Source organism: Psychrobacter sp. GW64-MNA-CIBAN-0177 (genome assembly GCF_040309585.1).
Lineage (GTDB): Bacteria > Pseudomonadota > Gammaproteobacteria > Pseudomonadales > Moraxellaceae > Psychrobacter > Psychrobacter okhotskensis.
Map to the genome: position 1 here is coordinate 16,038 of NZ_JBEOOY010000013.1, position 23,963 is coordinate 40,000.

Annotated in this window: 18 protein-coding genes; 9 read left to right on the forward strand and 9 right to left on the reverse strand. The window is 44.6% G+C overall.

The window, feature by feature from the left end; all coding sequences use genetic code 11:
* Nucleotides 1–312 precede the first annotated feature (312 nt).
* Nucleotides 313–618 (forward strand): IS630 transposase-related protein, encoded by a 306-nt coding sequence (locus tag AAEY79_RS09335; protein ID WP_350587993.1) that lies wholly within the window; start codon nt 313–315, stop codon nt 616–618.
* Nucleotides 619–630: 12 nt separating this feature from the next.
* Nucleotides 631–1,155: a transposase gene (locus AAEY79_RS09340; RefSeq protein WP_201583697.1), complete on the forward strand. Its 525-nt coding sequence runs from the start codon at nt 631–633 to the stop codon at nt 1,153–1,155.
* Here the strand turns inward: AAEY79_RS09340 and AAEY79_RS09345 are convergent.
* Both AAEY79_RS09345 and AAEY79_RS09350 read right to left on the reverse strand, forming a co-directional pair.
* Nucleotides 1,131–1,769, reverse strand: coding sequence for a substrate binding domain-containing protein (locus AAEY79_RS09345; RefSeq protein ID WP_350587992.1), 639 nt, complete (start codon nt 1,767–1,769; stop codon nt 1,131–1,133). The two genes, AAEY79_RS09340 and AAEY79_RS09345, sit on opposite strands and share 25 nt — an antisense overlap.
* Nucleotides 1,770–1,815: 46 nt before the next feature.
* Nucleotides 1,816–2,004, reverse strand: a complete 189-nt coding sequence (locus AAEY79_RS09350) for a LysR family transcriptional regulator (protein WP_198015451.1) — start codon at nt 2,002–2,004, stop codon at nt 1,816–1,818.
* Between the two features lie 177 nt (nt 2,005–2,181).
* Here AAEY79_RS09350 and AAEY79_RS09355 point away from each other — a divergent pair, with 177 nt between their 5' ends.
* From AAEY79_RS09355 to AAEY79_RS09365, 3 genes are all read left to right on the forward strand, one after another.
* Nucleotides 2,182–2,859 carry a glutathione S-transferase family protein gene (locus AAEY79_RS09355; RefSeq protein ID WP_025652728.1) on the forward strand — a complete coding sequence of 226 codons (678 nt, stop codon included), beginning with the start codon at nt 2,182–2,184 and terminating at the stop codon, nt 2,857–2,859.
* Nucleotides 2,860–2,945: 86 nt separating this feature from the next.
* Nucleotides 2,946–4,073, forward strand: coding sequence for a zinc-binding dehydrogenase (locus AAEY79_RS09360; RefSeq protein WP_025652727.1), 1,128 nt, complete (start codon nt 2,946–2,948; stop codon nt 4,071–4,073).
* A gap of 465 nt (nt 4,074–4,538) precedes the next feature.
* Nucleotides 4,539–5,489 (forward strand): EamA family transporter, encoded by a 951-nt coding sequence (locus AAEY79_RS09365; RefSeq protein ID WP_025652726.1) that lies wholly within the window; start codon nt 4,539–4,541, stop codon nt 5,487–5,489.
* An 80-nt stretch (nt 5,490–5,569) separates the two neighbouring features.
* Here AAEY79_RS09365 and cobA read toward each other — a convergent pair whose 3' ends face one another.
* The 5 genes from cobA to AAEY79_RS09390 all read right to left on the reverse strand — a co-directional run bounded on the left by cobA (nt 5,570) and on the right by AAEY79_RS09390 (nt 15,061).
* Nucleotides 5,570–6,481, reverse strand: coding sequence for a uroporphyrinogen-III C-methyltransferase (cobA, locus tag AAEY79_RS09370; RefSeq protein WP_025652725.1), 912 nt, complete (start codon nt 6,479–6,481; stop codon nt 5,570–5,572).
* A gap of 115 nt (nt 6,482–6,596) precedes the next feature.
* Nucleotides 6,597–9,953: a molybdopterin-dependent oxidoreductase gene (locus AAEY79_RS09375; protein WP_350587989.1), complete on the reverse strand. Its 3,357-nt coding sequence runs from the start codon at nt 9,951–9,953 to the stop codon at nt 6,597–6,599.
* On the reverse strand, nt 9,950–11,440 hold the full coding sequence (locus AAEY79_RS09380; RefSeq protein ID WP_025652723.1) for an NAD(P)/FAD-dependent oxidoreductase: 1,491 nt from the start codon (nt 11,438–11,440) through the stop codon (nt 9,950–9,952). The genes AAEY79_RS09375 and AAEY79_RS09380 overlap by 4 nt, the downstream gene beginning before the upstream one ends.
* A 73-nt stretch (nt 11,441–11,513) precedes the next feature.
* Nucleotides 11,514–13,547, reverse strand: a complete 2,034-nt coding sequence (locus AAEY79_RS09385) for a bifunctional protein-serine/threonine kinase/phosphatase (RefSeq protein ID WP_025652722.1) — start codon at nt 13,545–13,547, stop codon at nt 11,514–11,516.
* Nucleotides 13,548–13,549: 2 nt separating this feature from the next.
* The gene (locus tag AAEY79_RS09390) at nt 13,550–15,061 is read right to left on the reverse strand and encodes a NarK family nitrate/nitrite MFS transporter (RefSeq protein ID WP_025652721.1); all 1,512 of its coding nucleotides are present in this window, start codon (nt 15,059–15,061) and stop codon (nt 13,550–13,552) included.
* Nucleotides 15,062–15,652: 591 nt separating this feature from the next.
* Here AAEY79_RS09390 and nirB point away from each other — a divergent pair.
* A complete protein-coding gene (gene nirB / locus AAEY79_RS09395) occupies nt 15,653–18,241 on the forward strand; it encodes a nitrite reductase large subunit NirB (RefSeq protein WP_025652720.1) in 2,589 nt (862 codons plus the stop codon).
* Between the two features lie 104 nt (nt 18,242–18,345).
* Nucleotides 18,346–18,741 (forward strand): nitrite reductase small subunit NirD, encoded by a 396-nt coding sequence (gene nirD / locus AAEY79_RS09400; protein WP_025652719.1) that lies wholly within the window; start codon nt 18,346–18,348, stop codon nt 18,739–18,741.
* A 203-nt stretch (nt 18,742–18,944) separates the two neighbouring features.
* Here the strand turns inward: nirD and AAEY79_RS09405 are convergent, their stop codons facing one another.
* Together AAEY79_RS09405 and AAEY79_RS09410 are read right to left on the reverse strand one after the other, a co-directional pair.
* Nucleotides 18,945–19,649: a hypothetical protein gene (locus AAEY79_RS09405; protein ID WP_201577198.1), complete on the reverse strand. Its 705-nt coding sequence runs from the start codon at nt 19,647–19,649 to the stop codon at nt 18,945–18,947.
* 254 nt (nt 19,650–19,903) lie between these two features.
* On the reverse strand, nt 19,904–20,959 hold the full coding sequence (locus AAEY79_RS09410) for a hypothetical protein (RefSeq protein WP_025652717.1): 1,056 nt from the start codon (nt 20,957–20,959) through the stop codon (nt 19,904–19,906).
* Between the two features lie 256 nt (nt 20,960–21,215).
* Between AAEY79_RS09410 and AAEY79_RS09415 the strand changes: the two genes are divergently transcribed.
* Nucleotides 21,216–22,265 (forward strand): LysR family transcriptional regulator, encoded by a 1,050-nt coding sequence (locus AAEY79_RS09415; RefSeq protein WP_025652716.1) that lies wholly within the window; start codon nt 21,216–21,218, stop codon nt 22,263–22,265.
* Nucleotides 22,266–22,591: 326 nt separating this feature from the next.
* Nucleotides 22,592–23,890 carry an NRAMP family divalent metal transporter gene (locus tag AAEY79_RS09420; protein WP_025652715.1) on the forward strand — a complete coding sequence of 433 codons (1,299 nt, stop codon included), beginning with the start codon at nt 22,592–22,594 and terminating at the stop codon, nt 23,888–23,890.
* The last annotated feature ends 73 nt before the right edge of the window (nt 23,891–23,963 follow it).

Below are 23,963 nucleotides of genomic sequence, written 5' to 3' on the forward strand. Positions count from 1 at the left end.
ATTGACAGCAGTATTAGGATTTTGATCAGACTTACTCATAATACATCCTTATTTATGGATTAAGATTGTCTGGGTAAGACTGAATAATTAATACTATAGATAGTCTGTTGGCTCAGTTAGCAGTCTTAATAGTTTGTATAACTTGAGCACATGCTTTGCGAACTGTGTTTGACAAAGTACACCGTGGTCTTATTCGAGCACAGTTTTCATCCTTCATCTATTTTCTTAGCATGCTTTTTAACACACTATAGTCACCTGACCACAAAAATGTTATAAAATAAATCAACTAAACGACTACCACAATAAATAACCATGACTTACTCCCTAGATTTTCGCAAACAAGTTTTAAAAAGCTTAGATGAGGGCATGACCTTTGCCGAAGCTGCTGTTTTCTATGATATCAGTCCAACGACTATCCAGAAGTGGAAAAAGCGTCTTCATAGTAAAACCACCCGATATATTAAGCCCTACAAAATAGAGGATGGAGCCCTAGCTCAAGATGTCAAAGACCACCCTGACGATTATCACTATGAGCGAGCACAGCGTTTTAATTGTAGCCCAACAGGCATCAGCAAAGCCTTAAAACGTATTGGTATTAGCAAAAAAAAAGACACTTGAGCACCCCAAAGCTTGTCCACTAAAGAGGGCTCACTACCTAAAAAACTTAACCACTACATCGCTCAAGGGTTTGCTATTGTCTACATGGATGAGAGTAGCTTTGAGAGTGAAACGATGCGTCCTTGTGGTTATGCACCCATTGGTAGCCCCTGCATTGGCAGTTACAACTGGCAAGCCAAAGAGCGAACCAACGTGATTGGTGCGCTATATGGCAAAATGCTGTTTGCACTCGATTGCTTAAAGACCAACATCAATAAAGAGGTTTTCTATCACTGGTGCAAGTTCACGCTGATACCAAAGCTTAAGAAAAAATGTGTCATCGTTATGGATAATGCGACCTTTCATAAGCGCGTTCAAAAGTTGCTTAACAGGCATGGTCACAGGCTTCTATTCTTACCACCTTATAGTCCTGACTTAAATCCCATCGAGAAAAAATGGGCTCAAGTGAAGTTTTTACGCCAAGGCTGGATGGAAAATGACTTATCTAAATTGTTTTATGATATTCATCCAAATCATAACTCTTTTGTAGTGCAGTGACTATATAACAAATAAACGGCCATCTCAGAATTCTGAGTGATTGCTAATGGATGTTCAAACTTAAGCTCTTGTAATGCGCCCGATTCAAGATATTCAGCCAACGCCCATCGCGTTGACATTAGAATACCGTCGCCCGCGCAGGCTTTTTTTGCCAGCCATGGGCCATTGTTTGAAATTGCTACCACTGGTCCTGAGACATCATGCCACTGATCATCCATAAGACATAACCATGGCGTCATTCCTAATGGCGTCTTAAAATAAAGACCCTTATGTTCTCTTAATTCTAGTGCATGATTCGGTACGCCATGTACTTCCAAATAATGTGGTGACGCGACTGGAATAAAACTGTTATCCATAAGACGTTTTGCAATTACCCGCTCATTTGGTGCATAACCACCGCGAATCGCAATATCGACATCATCGCGTCCAAGTGTTGATCGCTCATCACTTAAACTGACATCGAGCACAATTTGAGGATATAACGCACTAAAATCATCCAACACAGGCAGCAATATCTTCTCGCCAAAACCCACCATTGCGCTGATGCGTAAACGCCCCATTGGCGTTGTCTGATAGCTACGAACGGTCTCTTTGCTTTGCTCTAGTTGATTCAATATGTGCTGCACATCGTTATAATAAACTTGACCCACTTCGGTCAGTTTAACGAGTCGAACGCTTTAATAGTGTCGCACCCAAACTCTTTTCCAAATCCGACACGCGTCTTGATAATGAGGATGGCGGTACATCGAACACCTTTGCCGCTTTAGTAAAGCTACCTGTTTCGACGACTTTACTAAAATATCGTATCGCACGCAGTTGATCGAATCCTTGTCTCCATTCAATAAATATTCAATTATTATCATATAAACATCAATATTTGAATGTTTTGACTCTATTATTGTCTTAAAAGCAATAGTGATTCACATTTTACGCTATATATCACCCTATTAAAAAACAGGAATAATATGTTTAGCTTGAGCACTACAACTAAAAGCAACCTTCACGTTAATAACGGAATAATAATTTATGCTTACTTTGCACGGTTTTGCTGCGAGCAACTATTACAATATAGTCAAATATGCTCTTTTGTATAAAGAACTGCCATTCCAAGAAAACCTTATATTCGCTGGTAGCGATGAGTTACTACGCGTCAGCCCAGTGGGCAAAGTATCTGCTATCACAACAGATGAGGGCGTTACTCTTTCAGAATCGAGTGTTATTTGTGATTTTATTGAAGAGACCTACCCTGCTATACCGCTCTATCCTGAATCTGCGACAGAGCGTGCAGCTGTCCGTCAAATCATGAAAATATCGGAGCTCTATTTTGAACTGCCAAGCCGCCGCCTGATTCCTTATGTATTTTCAGGCACCAACGCCCCTGACGCTGTCAAAGAAGAAGTACGCCAAGTATTAACTCGAGGCATAACTGCCTTAAATCGTCTATGTCAATTTTCACCTTGGATTGCAGGTGAACAGTTCACGATGGCTGATATTTATGTTCATTATGTAAACACAATCGTCAATGCCTTTGCCGCAACCCAACTTGACTGGGATGTGCTGGCAGAGATACCCGGCATGAAAGAATGGAATGATAAGATGAGTCAATCTGACATTGCCCAAAAAGTAGAGGCAGATCGCTTAGCAAATATGCCCAAATTTATGCAACACGTGAAAGCTCAAATACAAGCTGCCCAATCTAAATAATGTAGCTGAGAATACAATTAAGACTAAAATACAGCCCATATCAATCAAAGCAGTGATGCCACGCATCATTTGCAGGAGCAAAAATTATGACTGATAAAAATATCCAACTGGTTTCAACCATCAGTGACGACAATAAATTAACGCTATCTTTACAAAATGTTGAGATGCCGCAGCCTGGTGCCGATGAAGTCGTCGTTCGTATTGAAGCGGCACCATTAAACCCCTCTGACTTTGGGGTGATGTTTAGCGCGGCTGACATGTCAACCGCCGTACAATCAGGTACTGAGCAAAACCCTATCGTTACCGCTGATGTTCCCGCAAAGTTCATGCCAGCACTGAAAACACGTGTGAATAAAGACACACCTGTGGGTAACGAAGGCGCTGGCACGGTGGTCGCAGCGGGTTCATCGCCAGCCGCACAAGCACTAATGGGCAAAATGGTTGCTGTGATTGGCGGCGGTACATATCGTCAATATCACTGTGTCAATGTAAAAAGCTGCTTGGAATTAAAAGAAGGCACGACTGCTAAAGAAGGCGCTTCGTCTTTTGTGAACCCACTTACCGCACTGGCAATGGTCGAAACCATGCGTGCTGAGGGTCACAAAGCCATCATTCATGCAGCAGCGGCATCTAGCCTTGGACAAATGCTTAACCGCATTTGTATGGCTGATGGTATTGATTTGATCAATATCGTACGTAAGGAAGAGCAAGAAAAACTGTTACGTGATATGGGTGCAAAATATGTGGTCAACTCAAGCAGTGATACATTCATTGCGGACTTAACCGCAGCGATTGTCGAAACAGGTGCCACGATTTCATTCGACCCTATCGGCGGCGGTCAATTATCCAGCGATATTCTGAACTGTATGGAAGCCGCTATCACTGCTGATGTAGAAGAATACAACGTTTACGGTTCTACCACTTTTAAACAAGCGTATATTTATGGGGCATTAAACCGTGGTCCTATTACCCTAAATCGTAACTTTGGCTTTGCGTGGGGTGTTAATGGATTCCTATTATTCAATGCGCTCGCCAAACTGGGCACTGAAACGGTTATGTCGATGCGCAAGCGTGTGGCAGAGGAAATTACCACCACATTTGCCAGCAGCTATACGCATGAAGTCACGCTACAAGAAGCGTTGCAGTTACAGTCAATCGCCGCTTATGGTAAACAAGCCACTGGTGAGAAGTACTTAATCAAACCTCAGGACTGATCATTGCTTAAAAATAATGACTTAAAAAGCGACTTTGAAATACAAAAAAGCAGATATCGATTATGATGTCTGCTTTTTTATTGACTATTAAGGGAAGTGATAAGCTCTTAAGTCGCTCTAGGGCGTGTCCTCAGTTCAACCGATAGCAATCTAAATGGTGATAAAAATGGTTAAATCTTGCCAAACATCGTCAAATAGCTAGGTAATATCTCGATATTATCTGCACTATTTTCCTTGTTTGACTGCAATTTACCTCATTTTTATCACCATTTTTAAAATAAGGACACGCCCTAGTTTGAGTATAATCGATTGATTGCGATTTAGAGTCTAAACAAGGATTAGTGTGTTTAACTGTAAACTTTGACGGCAGCATAACGGCATAGGCTGTATTTGTACTGGTCAATTCCATCACGCCCAAACTCAACAATTTAATGTCAATTAATAATCATTATTTAGGATAATCTGATGACCCCAATCCACATTGCCTTAGCCGTATTGGTTACCTTTATATGGGGTGTGAATTTTACCTTTATTGCATGGGCGCTTGAAAGCTTTCCACCACTAATGCTCACTGCCCTACGCTTTTTCTTTACTGCCGTGCCGTTGGTTTTGTTCCTCAAGCCACCTAAGTTCAACCGTACGCTATTTATTTATGCCATCGGTACCTTTGTCATGCAATATGCCTTTGTATTCACCGCCATGCATTTGGGTGCATCGGCAGGATTGACGGCGTTATTGCTACAGGTTCAGATTTTTATCACCGTATTACTGGCTTTTGTCATACTGGGTGAAGCGGTGAGTCGCATGCAAATCATCGGTATGGTGGTCGGTGTGCTAGGACTGGGTGTCATTGCACTCAATCTCGGCGGTGATATGCCTTTGATTGGTTTTATCTGTATCTTGATTGCGGCCATAGGTTGGAGCTTTGGCAATATTGCTTCAAAACAAGCCTCAACGCAGCAAAGCATTAGTAACACCTCTACTACCTCGCCTATTAATAGCAATAATAAAGCTTCAAATAAGACATCGGCACTGTCTGCGCTAGCACTGGTAGTATGGGGCGGTCTGATCGCTTGTGTGATTTTGACGTTATCATCTCTACTATTCGAGACCGAAGCATGGCAGCTTGCGACATTTACGCAGGCATCGATTAAGTCTTGGCTATCGCTTGGGTTTATTGTCTATATCTCAACCCTGATTGGCTTTGGACTATGGGCGCATCTACTGGCGCAAAATATAGCCTCTAAGGTTATGCCCTTTGCCCTACTGGTGCCTGTATTCGGTATGGCAACTTCAGTGCTGTTCACAGGAGAGATAGTAACGTGGTGGAAAATGCTGGCGATGACGCTCATTTTATCCGGACTGATATTGGCAAATGTGAAGATGGGACTGGGAAGAAAAGCTGCTAAAACTTAAGCCACTATTAATAAAAAATCATGAATGCCGATACTATTATTATCTTTTGTCTACGCACTGTTTTCGTGCAGGACAGCTGATTAAGTTACCTCCGTAATTTTAGTCGTTACAGTGTTTTCAATGTTAGCAAATACACTTTTACCCAAAGCGCCAAGATTGTAGGCGGCAAACTCATGATATAAGGTCACCACATCGCCCATAATTAAAAGCGCAGGGGTTGGCAAATTCGCGCTCGCTTGCTGACTAGAAATATTGCCAAGCGTGCCGATAAGTAACTGCTGCGTGGGTAAGCTGGCATGGCTAATAATAGCAAAAGGCGTCTCGCTGTCGCGACCTGCAGCCATCAATCCCTGAGTCATCTCATCTAACCGATGCAAACCCATATAAAACACCACCGTTTGCGTGCTATCTAGATGCTCATGATAGTCGTTGTTAGGCGCGCCTGCCTTTTTGCAAGCAGTGACAAACTTGACAGACTGCGCATGATCGCGATGGGTCAATGGGATACCTGCTCGGCTCGCAGCGGCACTGGCGGCCGTGATGCCGGGGATAGACTCAAAGCGAATGCCGTGGCGCACGACTTCTTGGAGCTCCTCACCGCCGCGCCCAAAGATAAAAGGGTCGCCGCCTTTGAGTCTGACGACTGTTTTGCCTGCCAGCGCATGCTTAACGAGTAGCTCGTTGATGCCTTCTTGCGGTAAGGCATGATTGGATCTGCGTTTACCGACGAATATCTTTTCGGCGCTCGGCGCGCACATATCTAAAATATCCTCCGAGACTAAACTATCATAGAGCACGACGTCTGCCCGCTGCATCACACGCAAGGCTTTTAGCGTTAATAGCTCAGGATCACCCGAGCCTGCGCCAACTAAATAGACTACGCCTGTACATACAGAGTCTTGTCTATTTAATGAATTAGCATTTTGAGCACAATTTTGATTCGCCAAATTATGGGTTGCAAGGTTTGGAACAAATACAGATGAATGACTCATGGCGATAGCTCCTAATAACAGTATGAATACAGCAAAGTGAATACTTGACGAACAAATAACTTGAATGACTTGGTTGCCCTGATAACAGTCCTTTTAAACGGTAACTGACTTACCATTAGTAGTACTTATCAGTTGCAAGTGATGTGCCATTTGCCTCTCTAAGTTTGCATAAGTGGCGCGTACTATGCGCGTACTGTGCGATCAATTCATTAATCTGACCGATACATGAGCCACAGTTGGTACCCGCTCGGCAAGCGTTGCCAACCGCTTGCGCGCTACGACACTGCTCATTGGTAATTGCATTAATAATGATGTTTTCTCCGACTGCCATACACGAGCATACCAATGGACCTGGGTCGATATAACCTGTGGCTGGACGACCTGCGAGCAGCCACTTATAGCGCTGATCAACGGGTATCGCCTCGGTACTGGCAAAGCAGCTATCGAGCCAATGACTGCTCGGTAGTTGAGTCACTTCTGGAGCGAAGTAAACCGCGAGCAGTAGTTGGACGTTATCTTTCGTAGCGCTTGTAATATCTGATGCGTGACCATCTATCTCTACACCATTCGTATCCGATTGCGTTGAGATAAAGCGCAGTTGTCCTGCCAATTGATTAAGGGTAAAAGCGCTATTAAGCAACAATTTATCTGTTAGATCATGTTGATAGGTGTCGATAAACTGTTGCCAAAAGTTAGGGTCGAGTAATTGTTCGACAACGTTATTAATTGGACTAGCTAAAGTAATTAAGACACTATTTACTTGCCGACTGATACTCCATGTCAGCGCTGGCAATACTAAATAGGACGAATCATTCTCTGTATTTAAATTTGAAAACGATGCTTGCTCTGATAATTGGGCTCGCTGTTGTTGCGCAAGACGACTGTTTATAGCCTGCAAGTGCACCAGCATGGCGTCTTGGAGATTAGGATGCACCAAAATCTTGCCAAGCGTCTGCATCGGTACGCGACTGATAAAAATGGCTGAGTTTTTAAGCTCAGGCTGCCCTGAATGCGGATCGACTACGGTTGGAATGAGCGTACCTACGCGGGCAAAGCTAGCAAAAGCATCGCTCCAGTGCATCGGCATAAAGCCATCACCGATGCGCATACTATCGCTGATGGCGACTTGTGCCAGTACCTTAGCATGCTCATTTGCATCAATCGACTCACTATCTTTTTCCCTACTTTCATAGCGAGGATGCAACTGCACATAATCATCCTTATCGATACTGAGTTTTTTGGCATCATCGGGATGCAGGGTTAGCGTCGGTACTGACTCATGCTGATTGAGCTGCGACGCCAGTCCCGTACGCGTCATGGTATGCCACTGATCGCGTAGTCTGCCGGTAATTAGTCGTAGAGGTACCGTCAGTAATTTATCACTATCAGACTCAGAAGTAGCGCTCCTGTTATCGCTTTTCTTATTATTCACTTTTGATTTTGAGCGATACTGATGCAGATTGGGCAAGCTGGCCTTGGCGGCTGGCGTGATAGCGATAAGGTTGGCTTGCAGGGGCACGATGCGCGCACCGCCCCATTGAAAGGGCGTCATGGTTTCATAGTCGTCATGACTTAAGAAAGGTAAGATGGTCTTTTGGCTCTTATGATGACTATCTAGCTTTGAGCTAACATGCATCACTGACAAATCTTTTGCTACATTCAGATAGCGCGGTTGATTGGTTGAAGATGCAGGCTGGCTAAAATCATTCTTAAAGGCAGTCAGGGCTATATGCTCATTGAATATCTCGCTAGGATGCTGATAATTAAAGCCTGCCAGCCCCATACGCGTAGCGACTTTCGAGAGTATCCACCAGTCGGGCTTGGCAAGACCGAGCGCAGGCATCAAGGTGCGTTGGCGTGAGATACGCCGCTCAGAGTTGCTCACTGTACCTGATTTCTCACCCCAACCTTGCGCTGGCAAGACAATATCCGCGCAGTGCACCGTATCACTGTCTACCGAGCAATCAGACACAATAACCAAATCGCAGTGAGCGAGCGCTTGGCGAAATCTGTCGGCTTCAGGTAAGCTCACCACAGGATTGGTCGCCATAATCCAAATGGCTTTGATACGTCCATCCAAAATCGCCTCTTCAGCATCGCAAGCTTGGATACCCGCTGTTGGTGCTATAGGCTGCGGCGTTTGCCAAAAGTCAGCTACCCATTGCCGATGTACGCTGTTATTCAACTCTAGATGCGCGGCTAATAGATTGGATAGCGCACCGACCTCACGCCCGCCCATGGCGTTTGGCTGACCAGTAAGTGAAAACGGACTAGCCCCTACTTTGCCGACCCGCCCTGTCAGTAGATGGGTATTGATAATGGCATTGACCTTGTCAGTGCCGCTTTTGGACTGGTTGACGCCCATACTAAACGCGGTCACTGTCTTATCATGGCTAGCGACTAGCTGATAGAACTGGCGAATACTTTGGATACTGACTTGGCAAGCGCTTGCCACTTTCTCAATGCTCCATGTTTTAGCCGCACTCAAAGCGTCATCAACACCGCTCGCATACTCAAGATAAGCCTCATCTGCGCATTCTTGCTCGCTAAGATAATGCAGTAGTCCATTGTATAAATGCGTATCGGTGCCCGCAGCGATAGGCAAATGTAAATCTGCAAACTCGCAAGAGTCAGTACGGCGCGGGTCAATGACTATAAGTTTTTTATGAGCATCCGCTTTTTTGGCAGTAAGGAAACGCCCGAACAATATAGGGTGACACCAAGCCATATTGGAGCCGACTAGCACCAATAAATCGCAAGCTTCCAAATCCTCGTAGTTACTGGGGACGATATCAGCGCCAAACGCACGTTTGTGTCCTGCCACCGCTGATGACATACATAGACGGGAGTTAGAATCGATATTGTTATTACCGATAAAGCCCTTGATAAATTTATTGGCGACATAATAATCTTCAGTCAATAGCTGCCCTGAGACATAGAACATAATGCTGTCGCGACCATGCTTGGCAATGGTGTCATTTAGGCGATGAGCAATATCTTCTAATACCGTGTCCCAATCCGTATTTTCTATGAGCGCTTTTGTCGCAGATGCGTTTATAGCTTTATTACTAGAAGCTATATCTAATGGCGCTATTGGTATAGCCTGTTGTCGTTGCATAGACATCAGCTTGTTTTGATAATAAGGCTCAGTCAATCGGCGCTCAACTCCCAGCGTTTGTGCCAGCGCACTGCCCTTTGAGCACAGTTTGCCAAAATTGGCAGGATGCTCAGGGTCGCCTGTTACACTGATAGTGCCAGCTGTATCAACCTGAGCTAAAACCCCGCAGCCGACGCCGCAATAAGGACAAGTGGTACGAATGGTCGTTACCGAATGGTTGTTTAAAGCGCCTAGTGGCGTTATTTGAGTAGGGTTTGTGGTTGCACTTATATCTTGCGTCGCAATGACTTGGCTTGTCATGTTTTGGGTATTTTTAGAAACCTTTAGAGTCTTTTCGCTGAGGTTGTCATTCATAAGACTTCCTCTACTGCATCCTTTGCTATATTGCTTGAATTTAGGGTATTCAAATCACAGTAGGCCGCACCATAGATTAAATGCTCTCTTATCGCTGTAATATCAGTGCTACTGTTAACCAGTTCACTGTAAAAACCGCCTTCATTTACCTCACCGTAGAGTACCGCGCCGACGAGCTTGTTGTCTCGCAAGTAGAGGCGGTGATAGTGGTTGATGCTGGTTTGCTGATAGGTGATGGTTTCTATATTTAAGGCATCACTTTCATCAAAATCAACTTGTCCTGCTGAAAAAGCACTGATACCAGATACCTTTAGTTTTAATGATAAAGGTTTGCTAATAAAGGGCTGCCAGTTTTTTTTGGGCTCTGAGCTGTTAACTACTATCCCTTCGTCTTTTAACACAGAGTCCTTAAGCACAGTATTTTTTGATAGGGTTTTTTCTAATACAGTATCTTTTAATAAAGCGCCCTTTAATACAGAAACCAAAGTATCGACTTGCTGATTGACGGGCGCGACCATCCCAAACAGCTCACCGTCCAGCTCCACACATTCGCCAATAGCATAAACATTGGGGCAACTAGTGCGCATATAATTATCAACGATAATGCCGCGATTGACCTCAAGATCACTGCCCTTTGCCAGTGCTACATTTGGCACGACGCCTACTGCCATTACGATAAAGTCAGCAGGCAAGGTGCGCCCGTCTTGTAGCAATAACCCGCAGACCTTGCTGGCTGTCGTCACTATACGTTCGGTAATAGCCGAGACTTCTAGCCTGATACCGCGAGAGACCAGTTCTGCTTGCAATAAGGTAGCAGCAGGCAAATCAAGTTGACGGTTAAGTACATAGTCATCCATGTGTACAACGGTCATCGACGCCCCCTGTGCGGTTAATGCACAAGCCGCCTCCAGCCCTAAGACTCCGCCACCAATGACGATCCCTATCTTAGCTTGACGCGCATACTGGCTGAGCGCCTTAACATCGGCGACCTCACGAAAGACGTGAACGCCTATAGCATCATGATTGGGAAAAGGAATAACACGCGCGCTCGAACCTGTTGCTAGTACTAGCTTGGCATAAGTTAGCGTCTGCCCATTATCCAATTCTATTAACTGCTGAGCGCTATCAATCGCATCGACGCTGACACCTGCAAGCACAGTGATACCAAGCTGCTCATACTCTGCTTGGTCGTAAAGATAAGTATCCTCAAACACGGTATCGCCTGCTAGTACAGGGGACAGCATAATACGATTGTAGCCTACGTGTTGCTCTTTGCTGATAAGCGTTATCGGTAAAGAGCTTGAATTTTCCGACGCCGTTTGCAGCCGGGCGCGCGCCAGCTCAATAGCAAAACGGCTGCCTGCCATACCCGCACCAATGATGACGATGCCTGTACTGTCAGCACTAGCATGTAGTGTGGTTTTGGACTTCTGGCAGTTCTTAGTTGTAAGTGGTGCTTGATCATTTGATACCAATGACGACATCATAAGAGTATTCCTTAGCTGCAATGTACAGTAGTAAATATATAGCGTGTCATATCATTTTTGGTTAAAGCTCACCTTATGTGAAATAAGCCAACAGCGATAAAATGAGTACAAACTCAATAAAGCAAATGCTATGCCATACCAGTAGTGGACGGCGGACAATAAGCGGTTCAGGCTCACTAGTATTGCTAGCATTATCAGGGTTAAAATCCTGTAGGAATTCGCCAATCGCTTGGTAGCGAGCTTGGGTATTAGGATGCAGCGCACGCAATAACGCTTGCTGGCTAGCAGCGGGTACACGGTACTTGCGTAAACGTTCGGTCGGCAGGATTAAGGTCTGGTTGGTTTGAGTCGCATTCATGAGTGCTTGCGAGCTAAAAGGACGAGTGCCAGTTAGCAGCTCGTAACCAATCACCGCTATAGAGAATAGATCAGAGTGCACTCCTTTTGGTGCATCGCTGTAATATTCTGGTGCAGCGTAATGTAGATCGCCGTTGGGAGGTCTGGTGCTGTCTTTGAGTATTGAGGAGCTTGCCGAACCAAAATCAATCAGTTTGATCGCACCATCAGCGCTTATTAGGATGTTTTCAGGTTTGATATCTTGATGCAACAGGTAGTGCCGATGCATCACTCGCACTGCCATACCGATCTTGGTGAGTAAATCATAAGTTTGCCACACATCACACGGTGCGTGACGATCAATAAAAGCTCTTAGACTCTCGCCTTCAATGTATTCAGTCAAGTGATACAGATAGTGACTGCTGGCAGGCACAGGATAATAGCGAAGCAAGCCTGACACACTATGTGCTAGGTTTTTGCTTAAACCGGCTTTGTAATTTGATGCGCTATGCGTGTCTGTAAAGGTATTAGGGTCAGCTTGATTATAAGCGCTCTCGCCTGCTCGCTTATGTTTGGATAGGCTAAGCCCTATGCTGCGCTCCTTTAAAAACTCGCGTAGATAATTGCCATCTGCTACAGTATTTAGGCTTGGGGACTTGATAACGAATGTCCGTTTATACTCGTCCTCGACTAAATACACTTCGCTACGAGCCGTACGCGCTATCACCTCAACGACTGTGAAGCCATCGATCCGTGCGCCAACGTCTAAGCCCGTTAATAACTGATAACGATAGATATCGTGAAGGGCAAACGGGTCATTATTACCATTGTCATTATTTACATTGTCACTACTGTCGTTAGTATGATCACCGTCGCCTGTCTTTTTTTTATGGAGTAATTGCGTCTTTATACCGAGTATTATCATCGTTAAATTGTCATGACTGCCCTCATTAAACGCCTGCTCGCATAGGTTTTGACTGATAGAAATATCATTCGCCAGCTTTGACGTCTCCATTGATGTACCTAGCGCTCGTGCTGCTGTACACAGCTCAAACTCAAGCTCTGCGGCGTTAATAGACTCATAGACGCCATCGGTCATTAGTGCCAGACATTCCTCTTGATGCAAGGTAAACACCGACTGCTGCAGCTCAATGTACATATCTGCGCCGATAGCCGCAGACAGCGCCCCTTTATCTTGACCACGATGGACACGGTGGTCTTTGGTCAGCACTGTCGAGCTATTGATATCGATACGATAAATGCGCGAATCTCCCGTATGGAATAAATGGATGCGATCGCCGATGCATAGCAGACCTGACAAAGTGGACAACAAAGGCGGTACGCGCTGATAAACCTGCGGGAAATACAGCGCATCGTTGGCTTTGTTCACCGCTATTTTAATTAGGCTAGCGATTTGATGATCATCAAAGCTTGTCGATGCTGTTTTATCAAGCAGCGTGTTTTCAAGCGCTAAAGTCAGGTGATGAGCCACCGTATTAACCACCAATCGACTGGCCTGTTTGGGAAACTGACAAGCGCTAACGCCATCGGCTATCAATACCAATAAAGGGGCGTGATAATGCTGGTTATTGATACCAATAGTCTCAGCTATCTTGCGATATGGCAGACAAGTGGTCACCAGCAAGCTGTCTTGGTTTTCAGCTCTGCGTCCTTTTGTCGTATAAAAATCCAGCCACCACAGTGCTTCATGCGCACCGTCATGGCTCGTTGTATCTATACTTTGAGCGTTTAGCGTTGTATCTTTTTGCATAGTTAGCTTACCTGAATCTGCGCAAAACTACCGTCAGGCATTTCTTCAACAATCACGCCTTCAGGTTCTTTTAAAAAGAATAGCGCTATGAATCCAACCACGGCGGTTGCCGCAATGACAAAGAAGAACGCTTGGTAGGAGACGAGGCTGAGTACGGTCAGATAAACCACTGAGCCGACATTGCCATATGCCCCTGTCATGCCCGCGAATTGTCCGGTCATACTGCGCTTGATCAGCGGAATGACCGCAAAGACTGCGCCCTCGCCGGCTTGTACAAAGAACGAGCAAAACATGGTGATGAGTAGCGCCAGTGCAATCGGCCACGTCGAGTCGACAATACCCATCAGTACATAGCCGACTGCTAGTCCTGCGGTCAAAATCAGTAGGGTAATCTTGCGCCCAAACTTATCACTTAGCCAGCCACCGCCCGGACGCGACATCAGATTCATAAAGGCGTAACTTGAGGCGAGCACCCCTGCCATGACAATCGATAGATTAAAGGTCTCTTGATAAAACAGCGGCAACATAGACACCACCGCCAGCTCCGAGCCAAAGGTGGCAAAGTATAAAATGTTTAAAATACCCACTTGCTTGAAATCATAACGCTGCGCTTTTGGCACCGGCGTCGTAAATACCTCTTTATTAAAGCGGTAACTGCTGACAAACTCATAAATAAATAGCAGGGTCAGACCGATATAGACTATGTTCACAGTCGCCTGACTGAGTAAGCTGACACCCTCTGGTGATAGCTTCCACGCTAAGAGTGCTAATGCCAAATACATCGGTAGCTTAAAGGTCATCATCAGCCAAAAATCGCCGGTTGAGGTCACCATCATCGCGCCAGATTTTTTGGGTTTAAAATAGGTGGCACCCTTGGGCGTATCACGCACCATCTTATAAAAAATCACGCTATACAGCATCATCACCACCCCCGAGGTGGCCGTCGCATAACGCCAGCCTTCATCACCGCCTAATATAGCAGCGGCAGCAATAGCAACCGTTGGTAGTAGCAATGCAGCCGCAGCGGAACCAAAGTTACCCCAGCCGCCATAAATGCCTTCAGCCGTCCCCAGCTCACTGGCAGGGAACCAATCGCTCATCAAGCGAATACCCACTACAAAGCCTGCCCCAACGAAGCCTAGCAAGAATCGAGACAAGGCAAGGGTGTTGTAATCTTGCGCAAAAGCAAAGGTAAAACAGGGAATCGCGCCAATAGCTAAAATGGCGGTGTAGATGAGTCGTGGCCCAAAGCGATCAGTCAGCATACCGATAATGACGCGGGCAGGTATGGTGAGCGCGACGTTCAATATCAGCAAAGTTTTGATTTGATCTTTGCTCAAATTCAAGGTCTCACCAATGGCAGACAAAAAAGGCGCGTGGTTGAACCAGACAAAAAAGGTTAAGAAAAAAGCGATCCAGCCTAAATGTAGAATCTTATTTTTATCTTTAAAGGAGAAAATATTGAGCTTATCTTGTGTTGGCGCAGCAGATTTAGAGGTTGGCGATGATGACATAAACGAGTTCCTTAAGGGGCTAACTTTACAGTTGTCATAATAAGTAATGGTGAAAAAACTTATCAGTTAGAACACTTAGGGCGGTGCAATGGCTGTGCCAGTAGAAGACTTAGTGGTGATTATCGTTATATATCCTAATTATCAATAAAAGGGTCTACGCCTTGCTATCAAAGACATTCAAGCCTTAATGAAAAGATTAACTATATTTCATTAATAATAAAAACTGTCTTGATTTGGTTATATCAATAAAAAATACTAATAGCGCCATTAGTAATCAATATGGTGCATCACGTCATCTATTTTGGTGCATAACTGAACGCTGTTGCCACTTTTTAAAGCGTAGTCGTTTTTAGCCACTCTTTATTATCCCAATCTCTTTTAGGGCTTTTAGCGCTTTGATTACTTATAAACAGACTAGGTGCACTGCACTCATCCTCACATTATTAGCGACTCATAAAGGGAAGAAGCTGCGCGCACCTTTGGTGCTTGGCACAGTTATTGAATCAGTAATGGAGGTAGGCACTAAATATTACTCTTCGTCACAACCGTTAGACCGCAATATTTAGACAACCCTTTATTGAGGATAAATGTATGAGTAACACAGCAATGAATACAACCAGTAAGCCTAAGCTAGTCGTCATCGGTAACGGTATGGTCGGGCACCATTTCGTTGAACGCGCCATAGAACAAGGCCTACATGAGCGTTTTGAGATTCATGTATTCGCTGAAGAGGATCGCCCTGCTTATGACCGCGTTTATCTATCCAGCTATTTTGAGCACAAAGATGCTGGCAAGCTCAATTTAGTTGATCTTAGCGCTTATAAGTCATCAAATATCGAACTGCATCTCAATCAACGCATTGTTAATATTGACTCAAGCGCCCAATCTATTACCACAGAAGATGGTGAGCAGATTGACTACAGCGAGCTGGTACTGGCCACAGGCTCCTACCCATTTGTGCCGCCTATTACAGGACGCGATCATCCGCACTGCCACGTTTATCGCACTATTGCGGATTTGGACGACATCCTTGCCATCGCCGAGCAACCCTCAGTCAAAAAAGGCGTGGTTGTGGGCGGTGGTCTACTTGGTTTAGAGGCAGCCAAAGCCTTGGTTACCTTAGGACTAGAGACGTATGTTGTAGAATTTGCGCCGCAGCTGATGGGTGTTCAGCTTGATGCCGCTGGTGGTGATATTTTAAAACGTAAAATCGAAGCGCTCGGTGTCACGGTTTTGACAGGTAAAAACACCAAAGAGATAATAGCCAATCCAAATACTGACGGCGCTGATGCGTGTCATCTCACCATGCAATTCACCGATGATACCTCGCTCGATACCGATATGATTGTCTTTAGCGCAGGTATTCGTCCGCAAGACGATATTATAAAGAGCAACCCTGATTGCGGTATTGAGATGGGCGCACGCGGTGGTATCTTAATTGATGAGCACTGTCGCACCAATGCTGAGCACGTTTATGCCATTGGCGAATGCGCGGTATGGGACAATAAAGTGTTTGGCTTAGTCGCGCCCGGCTACAGTATGGCGAGCATTTGCGCGGCGCAAATCGCAGGTCATAGCGAGCAGGTATTTATAGGCGCTGATATGAGTACCAAGCTCAAACTCATGGGCGTCGATGTTGGTAGTATTGGCGATGCGCATGGAAAAGCTGTAGATAGTCTGAGCTATTTATATCAAAACCCCGCGACAGGTATCTACAAAAAGCTGGTCACGACCGCTGATAACAAACGCCTGCTTGGTGCGGTATTGGTTGGTGATACTGAGGATTATAATAACCTATTGCAGCTGTATCTCAATGATATCGACTTGCCCGCTCATCCTGAGAGTTTGATACTACCCAATGTCGAAAAACCGACGATGGGTATAGAAAACCTGCCTGATACGGCAACGATTTGCTCTTGTTATAACGTCACCAAAGGCGCTATCTGCGCTGCAGTCGACAATGGTGCCTACTCGATTGGCGATGTCAAAGCGGTCACTAATGCTGGCACGGGCTGCGGTGGCTGTGCGCCCATGGTTAAGGACACTTTAGGCTACCAATTAACTACCTTAGGCTTTGAGGTCAATAACGACTTGTGCGAGCATTTTGCCTACTCCCGTCAGGAGTTATATAGCTTAATTCGGGTGCATGGTATTCGAACCTTTGATGCGCTACTCACCGAACATGGCAGTGGTCATGGCTGCGAGATTTGCAAACCAACCGTCGCCTCTATTTTGTCGTCATGCTGGAATGATTACGTACTCAAACCTGAGCTGACCCCGCTACAAGACAGCAATGACTATTATCTGGGTAATATCCAAAAAGACGGCACCTATTCAGTGGTGCCAAGAGTACCGGGCGGCGAGATTACCGCCGATAAGCTTATCATTCTCGGACAAGTCGCCAAAGAGTTTAACTTATATACCAAAATCACCGGCGGTCAACGCGTGGACTTATTTGGCGCGCGTATGGAGCAGTTGCCTGATATCTGGACACAACTGGTAGCCGCTGGCTTTGAGACCGGTCATGCCTATGGTAAGTCGCTACGTACCGTCAAGTCTTGTGTCGGTAATGACTGGTGCCGATACGGGGTGGATGACAGTATGGGTCTGGCGATTAGGCTCGAGGATCGCTACAAAGGCGTGCGCTCGCCGCACAAGATAAAAATGGGTGTGTCAGGCTGTATGCGCGAGTGTGCCGAGGCGCAAAGCAAAGACTTTGGCATGATCGCCACCGAAAACGGCTGGAACTTATTCGTCTGCGGTAACGGTGGTATTACCCCGCGCCATGGCGAGCTGTTCGCCACCGACCTCGATACCGAGACGATAGTCAAATATATCGACCGTATTATCATGTTCTATATCAAAACTGCCGATAAGCTGCAGCGCACCTCAAAATGGCGTGAAAGTTTGGAAGGCGGACTTGAGTATCTACAAGCGGTCATTATTGAGGACAGCTTAGGCATAGCGGACGAGCTTGAAGCACAAATGCAGCTGCTAGTCGATAATTATGTCTGCGAATGGCAAGCCACCATTACCGATAGCGAAAAGCTCAAACGCTTCCGTCATTTTGTCAATAGTGAACAAGGAGATGATAACGTGGTCTTTGTCAATGAACGCGCGCAGATTCGCCCCGCAACGGATATTGAAAAAGTCAAAATCCAAGTGACCGAATTGGCTTAAACGCTCTACTGTCTTCTTTAAACACAGCGCTAGCACTTTTTAGAACTGGCTGTGTTTAGAGTCTGATTTCTATTTACTCATAGTCAAACGCTAAGGATAATCCCATGACCCAGCATACCGTTTGTAAACTGCAAGACATCCTCCCTGAGACTGGCGTTTGCGCGCTTATTGACGGCAAGCAAATTGCCATTTTTCGTACCAAAGAAGGCAAGTTATTCGCCATTGATAACTACGACCCTTTTAGTCGAGCAAACGTTCTATCTAGAGGACTGATCGGCGGTACGACGCTGACGAGCGACGACGGTATTAGAGAGTCGATACTTTATGTCGCCTCGCCGATTTATAAGCAGCGCTTTGATCTTGTGACTGGTCAATGCTTGGATGATACAGAGGTAAAGCTTGCGACTTATCAGGTAGAGCGTGATGAAGATGATGTGGTGGTAACTTACCAATTATCAGAAGATTCAAGCCTGACAACCATAGAAATTGATATGGCCTAACGATAGACTTTGCGCCTTTTTAGTTTAGCGTCCATTGATATAAAATAATAACGTCACTAAAGGTCATTAAAACTCACTCTCTGCAGCCCCTTACACCTAAGAGGTGAAGGGGATTTTCTTATACTAATGATAGTCAATACTTTATCACTCAAATACCAAACTAAGATAGAAGTGCATCTATACGGTAAGTATGAAAAGTGGATTTACTCTTTACTGTCACGGTATAAGGTATTTTTTGCCTCTTCCCTAAAGTCCTCATAGGTAATCGCTGGCTCAGTGCTGGCAGATTCATTTTTTACTGCTGTATTCGGTTTGATACTTTGTTTGTCTATCTCTTTTTTATTGCCATGCTTATTTTCTTGAGTCTTTACCATTGGCTCAGCCTCAACGACTGGCGCATTGGCGCTCGTCATTGATGTTTGTTTACTGAGTGACGTTACACGATCAAAGGCAGACACTAAGCTGCCATTCATATCAAGCATCACAACGGTAACAGCAATAATGACCGCGCTGGATACCGCCGTCAAAATGACCAGCTTAACGTTGCTGTGAGACTTGCCTATTGGTTGTTTTGTAGTACTTGATTTTGTAGTGCTTGCTACGGATGATTGAGTTTTATTGAGAATTGGTGGAAAAGTCGTTGTTTGCTCAGACTCGGCCTCTATAGCTGTTATATTGGGATGATAAGTATAAGTATCACAATCTGCTGTTTTTGATGGTGGGTTTTCTGAGCAATACTCTGGTTCATGTACCATGTCTTGCATGGTTTTTTTCAAATATTGTTCGTAAACACTACGCGAGCGTGTATTGATATTGAGCTCACTATCAGGGTGTTCAGGGTGTTCGCTGAGCTCTACACCTTCATTAAAACTGTCATCAAAATCGTGTTTTTTGTCTGTACTTTCCATAGCTCAATACCAAGTCAATCCTTGTCAACAACGGTATATAACCGCATCAATACATTCAATAATACAAATGTATTGATGCTATGCAAGTTGTTTTGGTATGAGCGCTATAACTGACTGACAAACGGTACGAAATATTGAATTTATATAAACGGAAGTTTATTTTTTAATATCTGATAAAATTTTATTTAAGCTAGGGCGTTTTGAACATTCTAAATCTTGGGTAAGTACAGTAACCAACCAATGATTCAAAATTATCAATCATTGGCCTCACGGTATAATGTACGTTGCGACTCTTTCCTAAAGTCCTCATAAGTAATGGCTGGATCGCCACTTGAGCCATCAGCAGATGCGTCTATTGACTGCTCTGTCTCTTCCTCTGTACTGCTATTTTTATTAGCGGCGGCATTTGTTTGCGGTGCGGCGGTTTGATTGCCATTGCTAGCTGTTGATTGCTCAGCATCAACCACTGCGGCCTTGTTTAAGGTAGTTTTAGCCTGAGCTGCTGATTGAGCATTGCTATTAATGTCATTATTTATTTTGTCCTCGACATCGCTCGCCATATTTTTAGAGGCATCAGTAGCAGGCGTTTCTGTCAAGGCAGATAAAATGCCGCTAGCATTCAAAGTGAGCACAATAATTGCGGCCAATAATGTGCCGAGAGCGACACCAATAATGAGCGGCTTTTTATTGCTTGCCAGCTTACCCTGCGGTTTTGTAATCGCTTCAATAACGGGAGCGACTGTATTTTCGATGCCCTTATTTTCAAGGATTGTGTCATCGCCATGAGCTGGATTAGCACTTGTATCATCAGTAGATGTTAAGTCAATTACCTCATTAGTATGTTCAATATGATTACTGTCTAGTTCGAGGTTTAAGTCTTCATTCAAATCTTCATTCAAATTATAGCTATGATAGTTATTGAACGAGTCTGTATTTGATGATTGCTGATTATGTTCTAGCGGAGAGTTATTGTTAAAGACATACTCTTCGTTACTAAAATCAAAACTGATATCTGTAGTTGTGGTATTTGAGGCTGCAACATTTATCTCTTGCTCAGCCTCTGAGCTGGCAAATAACTGTAACTCTTCTGCACTTAAAGGCTCATAGCTAGAGGATTTTTGCGTTTTTTCCCATGCCGTTAATTGGTCGGATTTACCCTCAGTCTGACTACATTCATCTGTACTGCCAACACGATTGATGAAGCGCTCGTAGATATTATTGCTGCGTTTGTGCTTACGTGGCTTGGTATTAGCAATTTTAGCCAATTTTTCTTCAAGGTCAGCACTATTGTCATTATTTTTGTCGTTCATAGAATGATACCAAGCCCGTTTATACTACTGATATGGGATAACTGCTAGAATTAAGGGGGTGATACTAATTGCTTGCTAAATTGTAACACTATCGTTAACCACTAATATAGTTAGTCATTTACTTAGCTTCAAACATAATTTGGCTAGGTGAGCGTATTATTGGTACAAAACATAGCCAATAGCGTATTATTTTCTCTTAAGTAGCTGATGAATACAGAAATAAGACAATGAGTAAAAAAGTAATAGGTATAACAACATGGATCTAAAGCAGCTCAACGCCTTTATTGCTATCGCCGATTTGCGCAGTTTTAGCGCCGCTGCCGCCAAGACAGGACTATCGCAACCCAGTCTGAGCCGAGTCATCAAGCAACTTGAGACAGACATGGGCGTGGTATTGGTAGATCGTTATCACAGACCACTACACTTGACCGAAGCCGGTGCGTTTTTTTACGATAAAATCAGTGCCATATTGACAGAGATTGACACCGTCACCAGTATGACCCAGCGCTTATCAGCGCCGAGCGCAGCATTGAATATTGGTTTTGTACCTTCGGTGCTATATGGTCTACTACCCGAAGTAATCGCCACCCTCAAACAGTCCAACCCTGATATCGAGGTTAATCTAAAAGATATCAGCTCGTATCAGCAAATGGATGCGCTAAAGCATGGTGAGATTGATGTGGGGTTTGGTCGTTTTGCGCATCAAGATCCTTGGATTCAACAGATACTCTTGCGTCATGAGCGCTATGTGGTGGCGCTGCCTAAAGCGCATCCGTTAGCGCATGTGCGTGAACAGCGCCTGATAGATTTGGCAAATAATCGCTTGATTCTATATCACCAAACGCATTTGCCCGTCGCCAAAACCCTAGTAACCTCAAACAAAACATCACGCACATCGACGGCAGCGACGTTCACAACTGATGCAAAAAGTAGCGCAGCACACGCTATTCCTAACAGCGAGCATTCACTGATAAATGAGCCAATCACCGAACCTTTGCTGCATTTATTTGCTCAATATGGCATCTCTCCCTTTATGACCACCACCGTGAGTGATTTGCAAGTCGCTCTTGGTTTGGTTGCTGCTGGTGAAGGCATTACTTTAGTGCCGGCTAGCCTACAGACAGTGCGGACGGAACAAATCAGCTATCAGCGGTTGATTCACGAAAATGTCACCTCTCCTATCTATTTACATACGCTAAAAGACTTTGTACATCCTAAAATCCCAGATCTGCTAAGCGCTATCTATCAGGTCTATGAGCAGCGCGGTATCACTTATCGGCAGCAAAAATTTACCTCAATGCCGTAAATGATAAGAATAGCCTGAAATTATCAGATATTAGCCAGTTATTATGGTATAAAGAACCGCAAAAAATAATCAGTCCTGACACTTGATAGTAATCGCTTATTATGATAACTATCTAGAATGGACATGCAAACAAATAGTAATAATAATTTTAATAACCATTCTCCTGTACGGCATCGTTATGCTAAAGTCGATACAAAATGAATCGTTTTATATTGAGCGTTTTAACATAAGCGCTGTGCAAATGGTATAAAGCGCTTCTCTAATGATCACTGGCAAACTGACACAGGAAAGTGATGATTTGCCGTATTAACCATCTCGAGGTATTCATGTCCACACCACCATTCCATAACCCTAGCACCCCTAATAAAGGCGCTGAAGATACCCTTGCTGCCCAGCAAGAAGGATTTAGCTGGCGCATCTTTGGTCCCGGTATTCTAATGGCGACAGCGGCTATTGGCGGCTCGCATTTGATTTCATCCACCCAAGCAGGTGCCATATATGGCTGGCAGCTGGCCATTATGATTATTTTGGCCAACGTCTTCAAATATCCGTTTTTTCGCTTCGGTACAGATTATGTCTATGATACTGGCGAGAGCTTAATCGCCGGTTATGCTAAGCGCTCAAAAGCCTATCTATGGATTTATTTTGTCTTATCTATCCTATCTGCGGTGATTAGTACCGGTGCTGTGACACTACTTGCGGCGGTAATATTGGGCTTTATGCTGCCAGCTTCCGTGGGACTGTCTAGTATCAGTTTAGCGGTCATAATCGTTGCGGTATCCTGGTTTTTTCTGATTGCCGGTCATTATAAGTTGCTTGATGGGGTCACCAAATGGATTATGATTGCTCTGGTCTCCGCAACCGTATTAGCGGTCCTGATTGCTGCTGGCAAGCCGACGGTGATGACGCCTGATTTTATCCCGACGTCTCCTTGGAATTTAGCGACATTAGGATTTATCGTAGCATTGATGGGTTGGATGCCAGCGCCGCTTGAGTTCGCTGCTATCACCTCGATGTGGACATCGGCAAAGAGAAAAGCGGACAACACCACTCATAAACAAGGTTTGCTTGATTTTAATGTGGGCTTTTTGGTTTCTGCTATTTTAGCGTTGTTCTTTTTAGCATTGGGTGTTTTCGTTCAGTATGGCTCCGGTCAAGAGATTCAAACCGCTGGCGTTGCTTATATTGATCAGCTTATCAATATGTATACTGCCACTATCGGTGAATGGTCAAGACTGCTAGTCGCCTTCGTCGCCTTTATGTGCATGTTTGGGACTACCATTACTTGTGCGGATGGTTACGGTCGTGCCAATGCTGAGTGCTGGCGTTTGCTAAAAGGTGAACACGAGATTAATAGGAAGCAGATTGCTTTTTGGACGACCTATGCCATTGGCGGTGGCTTAATTATTATCAGCTTCTTCGCCGGACAGTTAGGCGCGATGTTGAAGTTCGCTATGATATCTGCCTTTGTATCTGCGCCTATTTTTGGCTGGTTGAACTACTCTTTAGTGAAAAACCATCAAAAACTATCAGCAGGTATGAATATTTATTCGATTATAAGTTTACTGTTCTTAGGCGGTGTCGCCTTATTATTCTTAGCCAACCTCGCAGGTATGCTTGGTTAACTGGTTTTTAAGATTTAGCGAATGGCTGAAACGCCGCTTTTAGCTAATAAAAAAGCCCTTTTAGCTCAGCTAC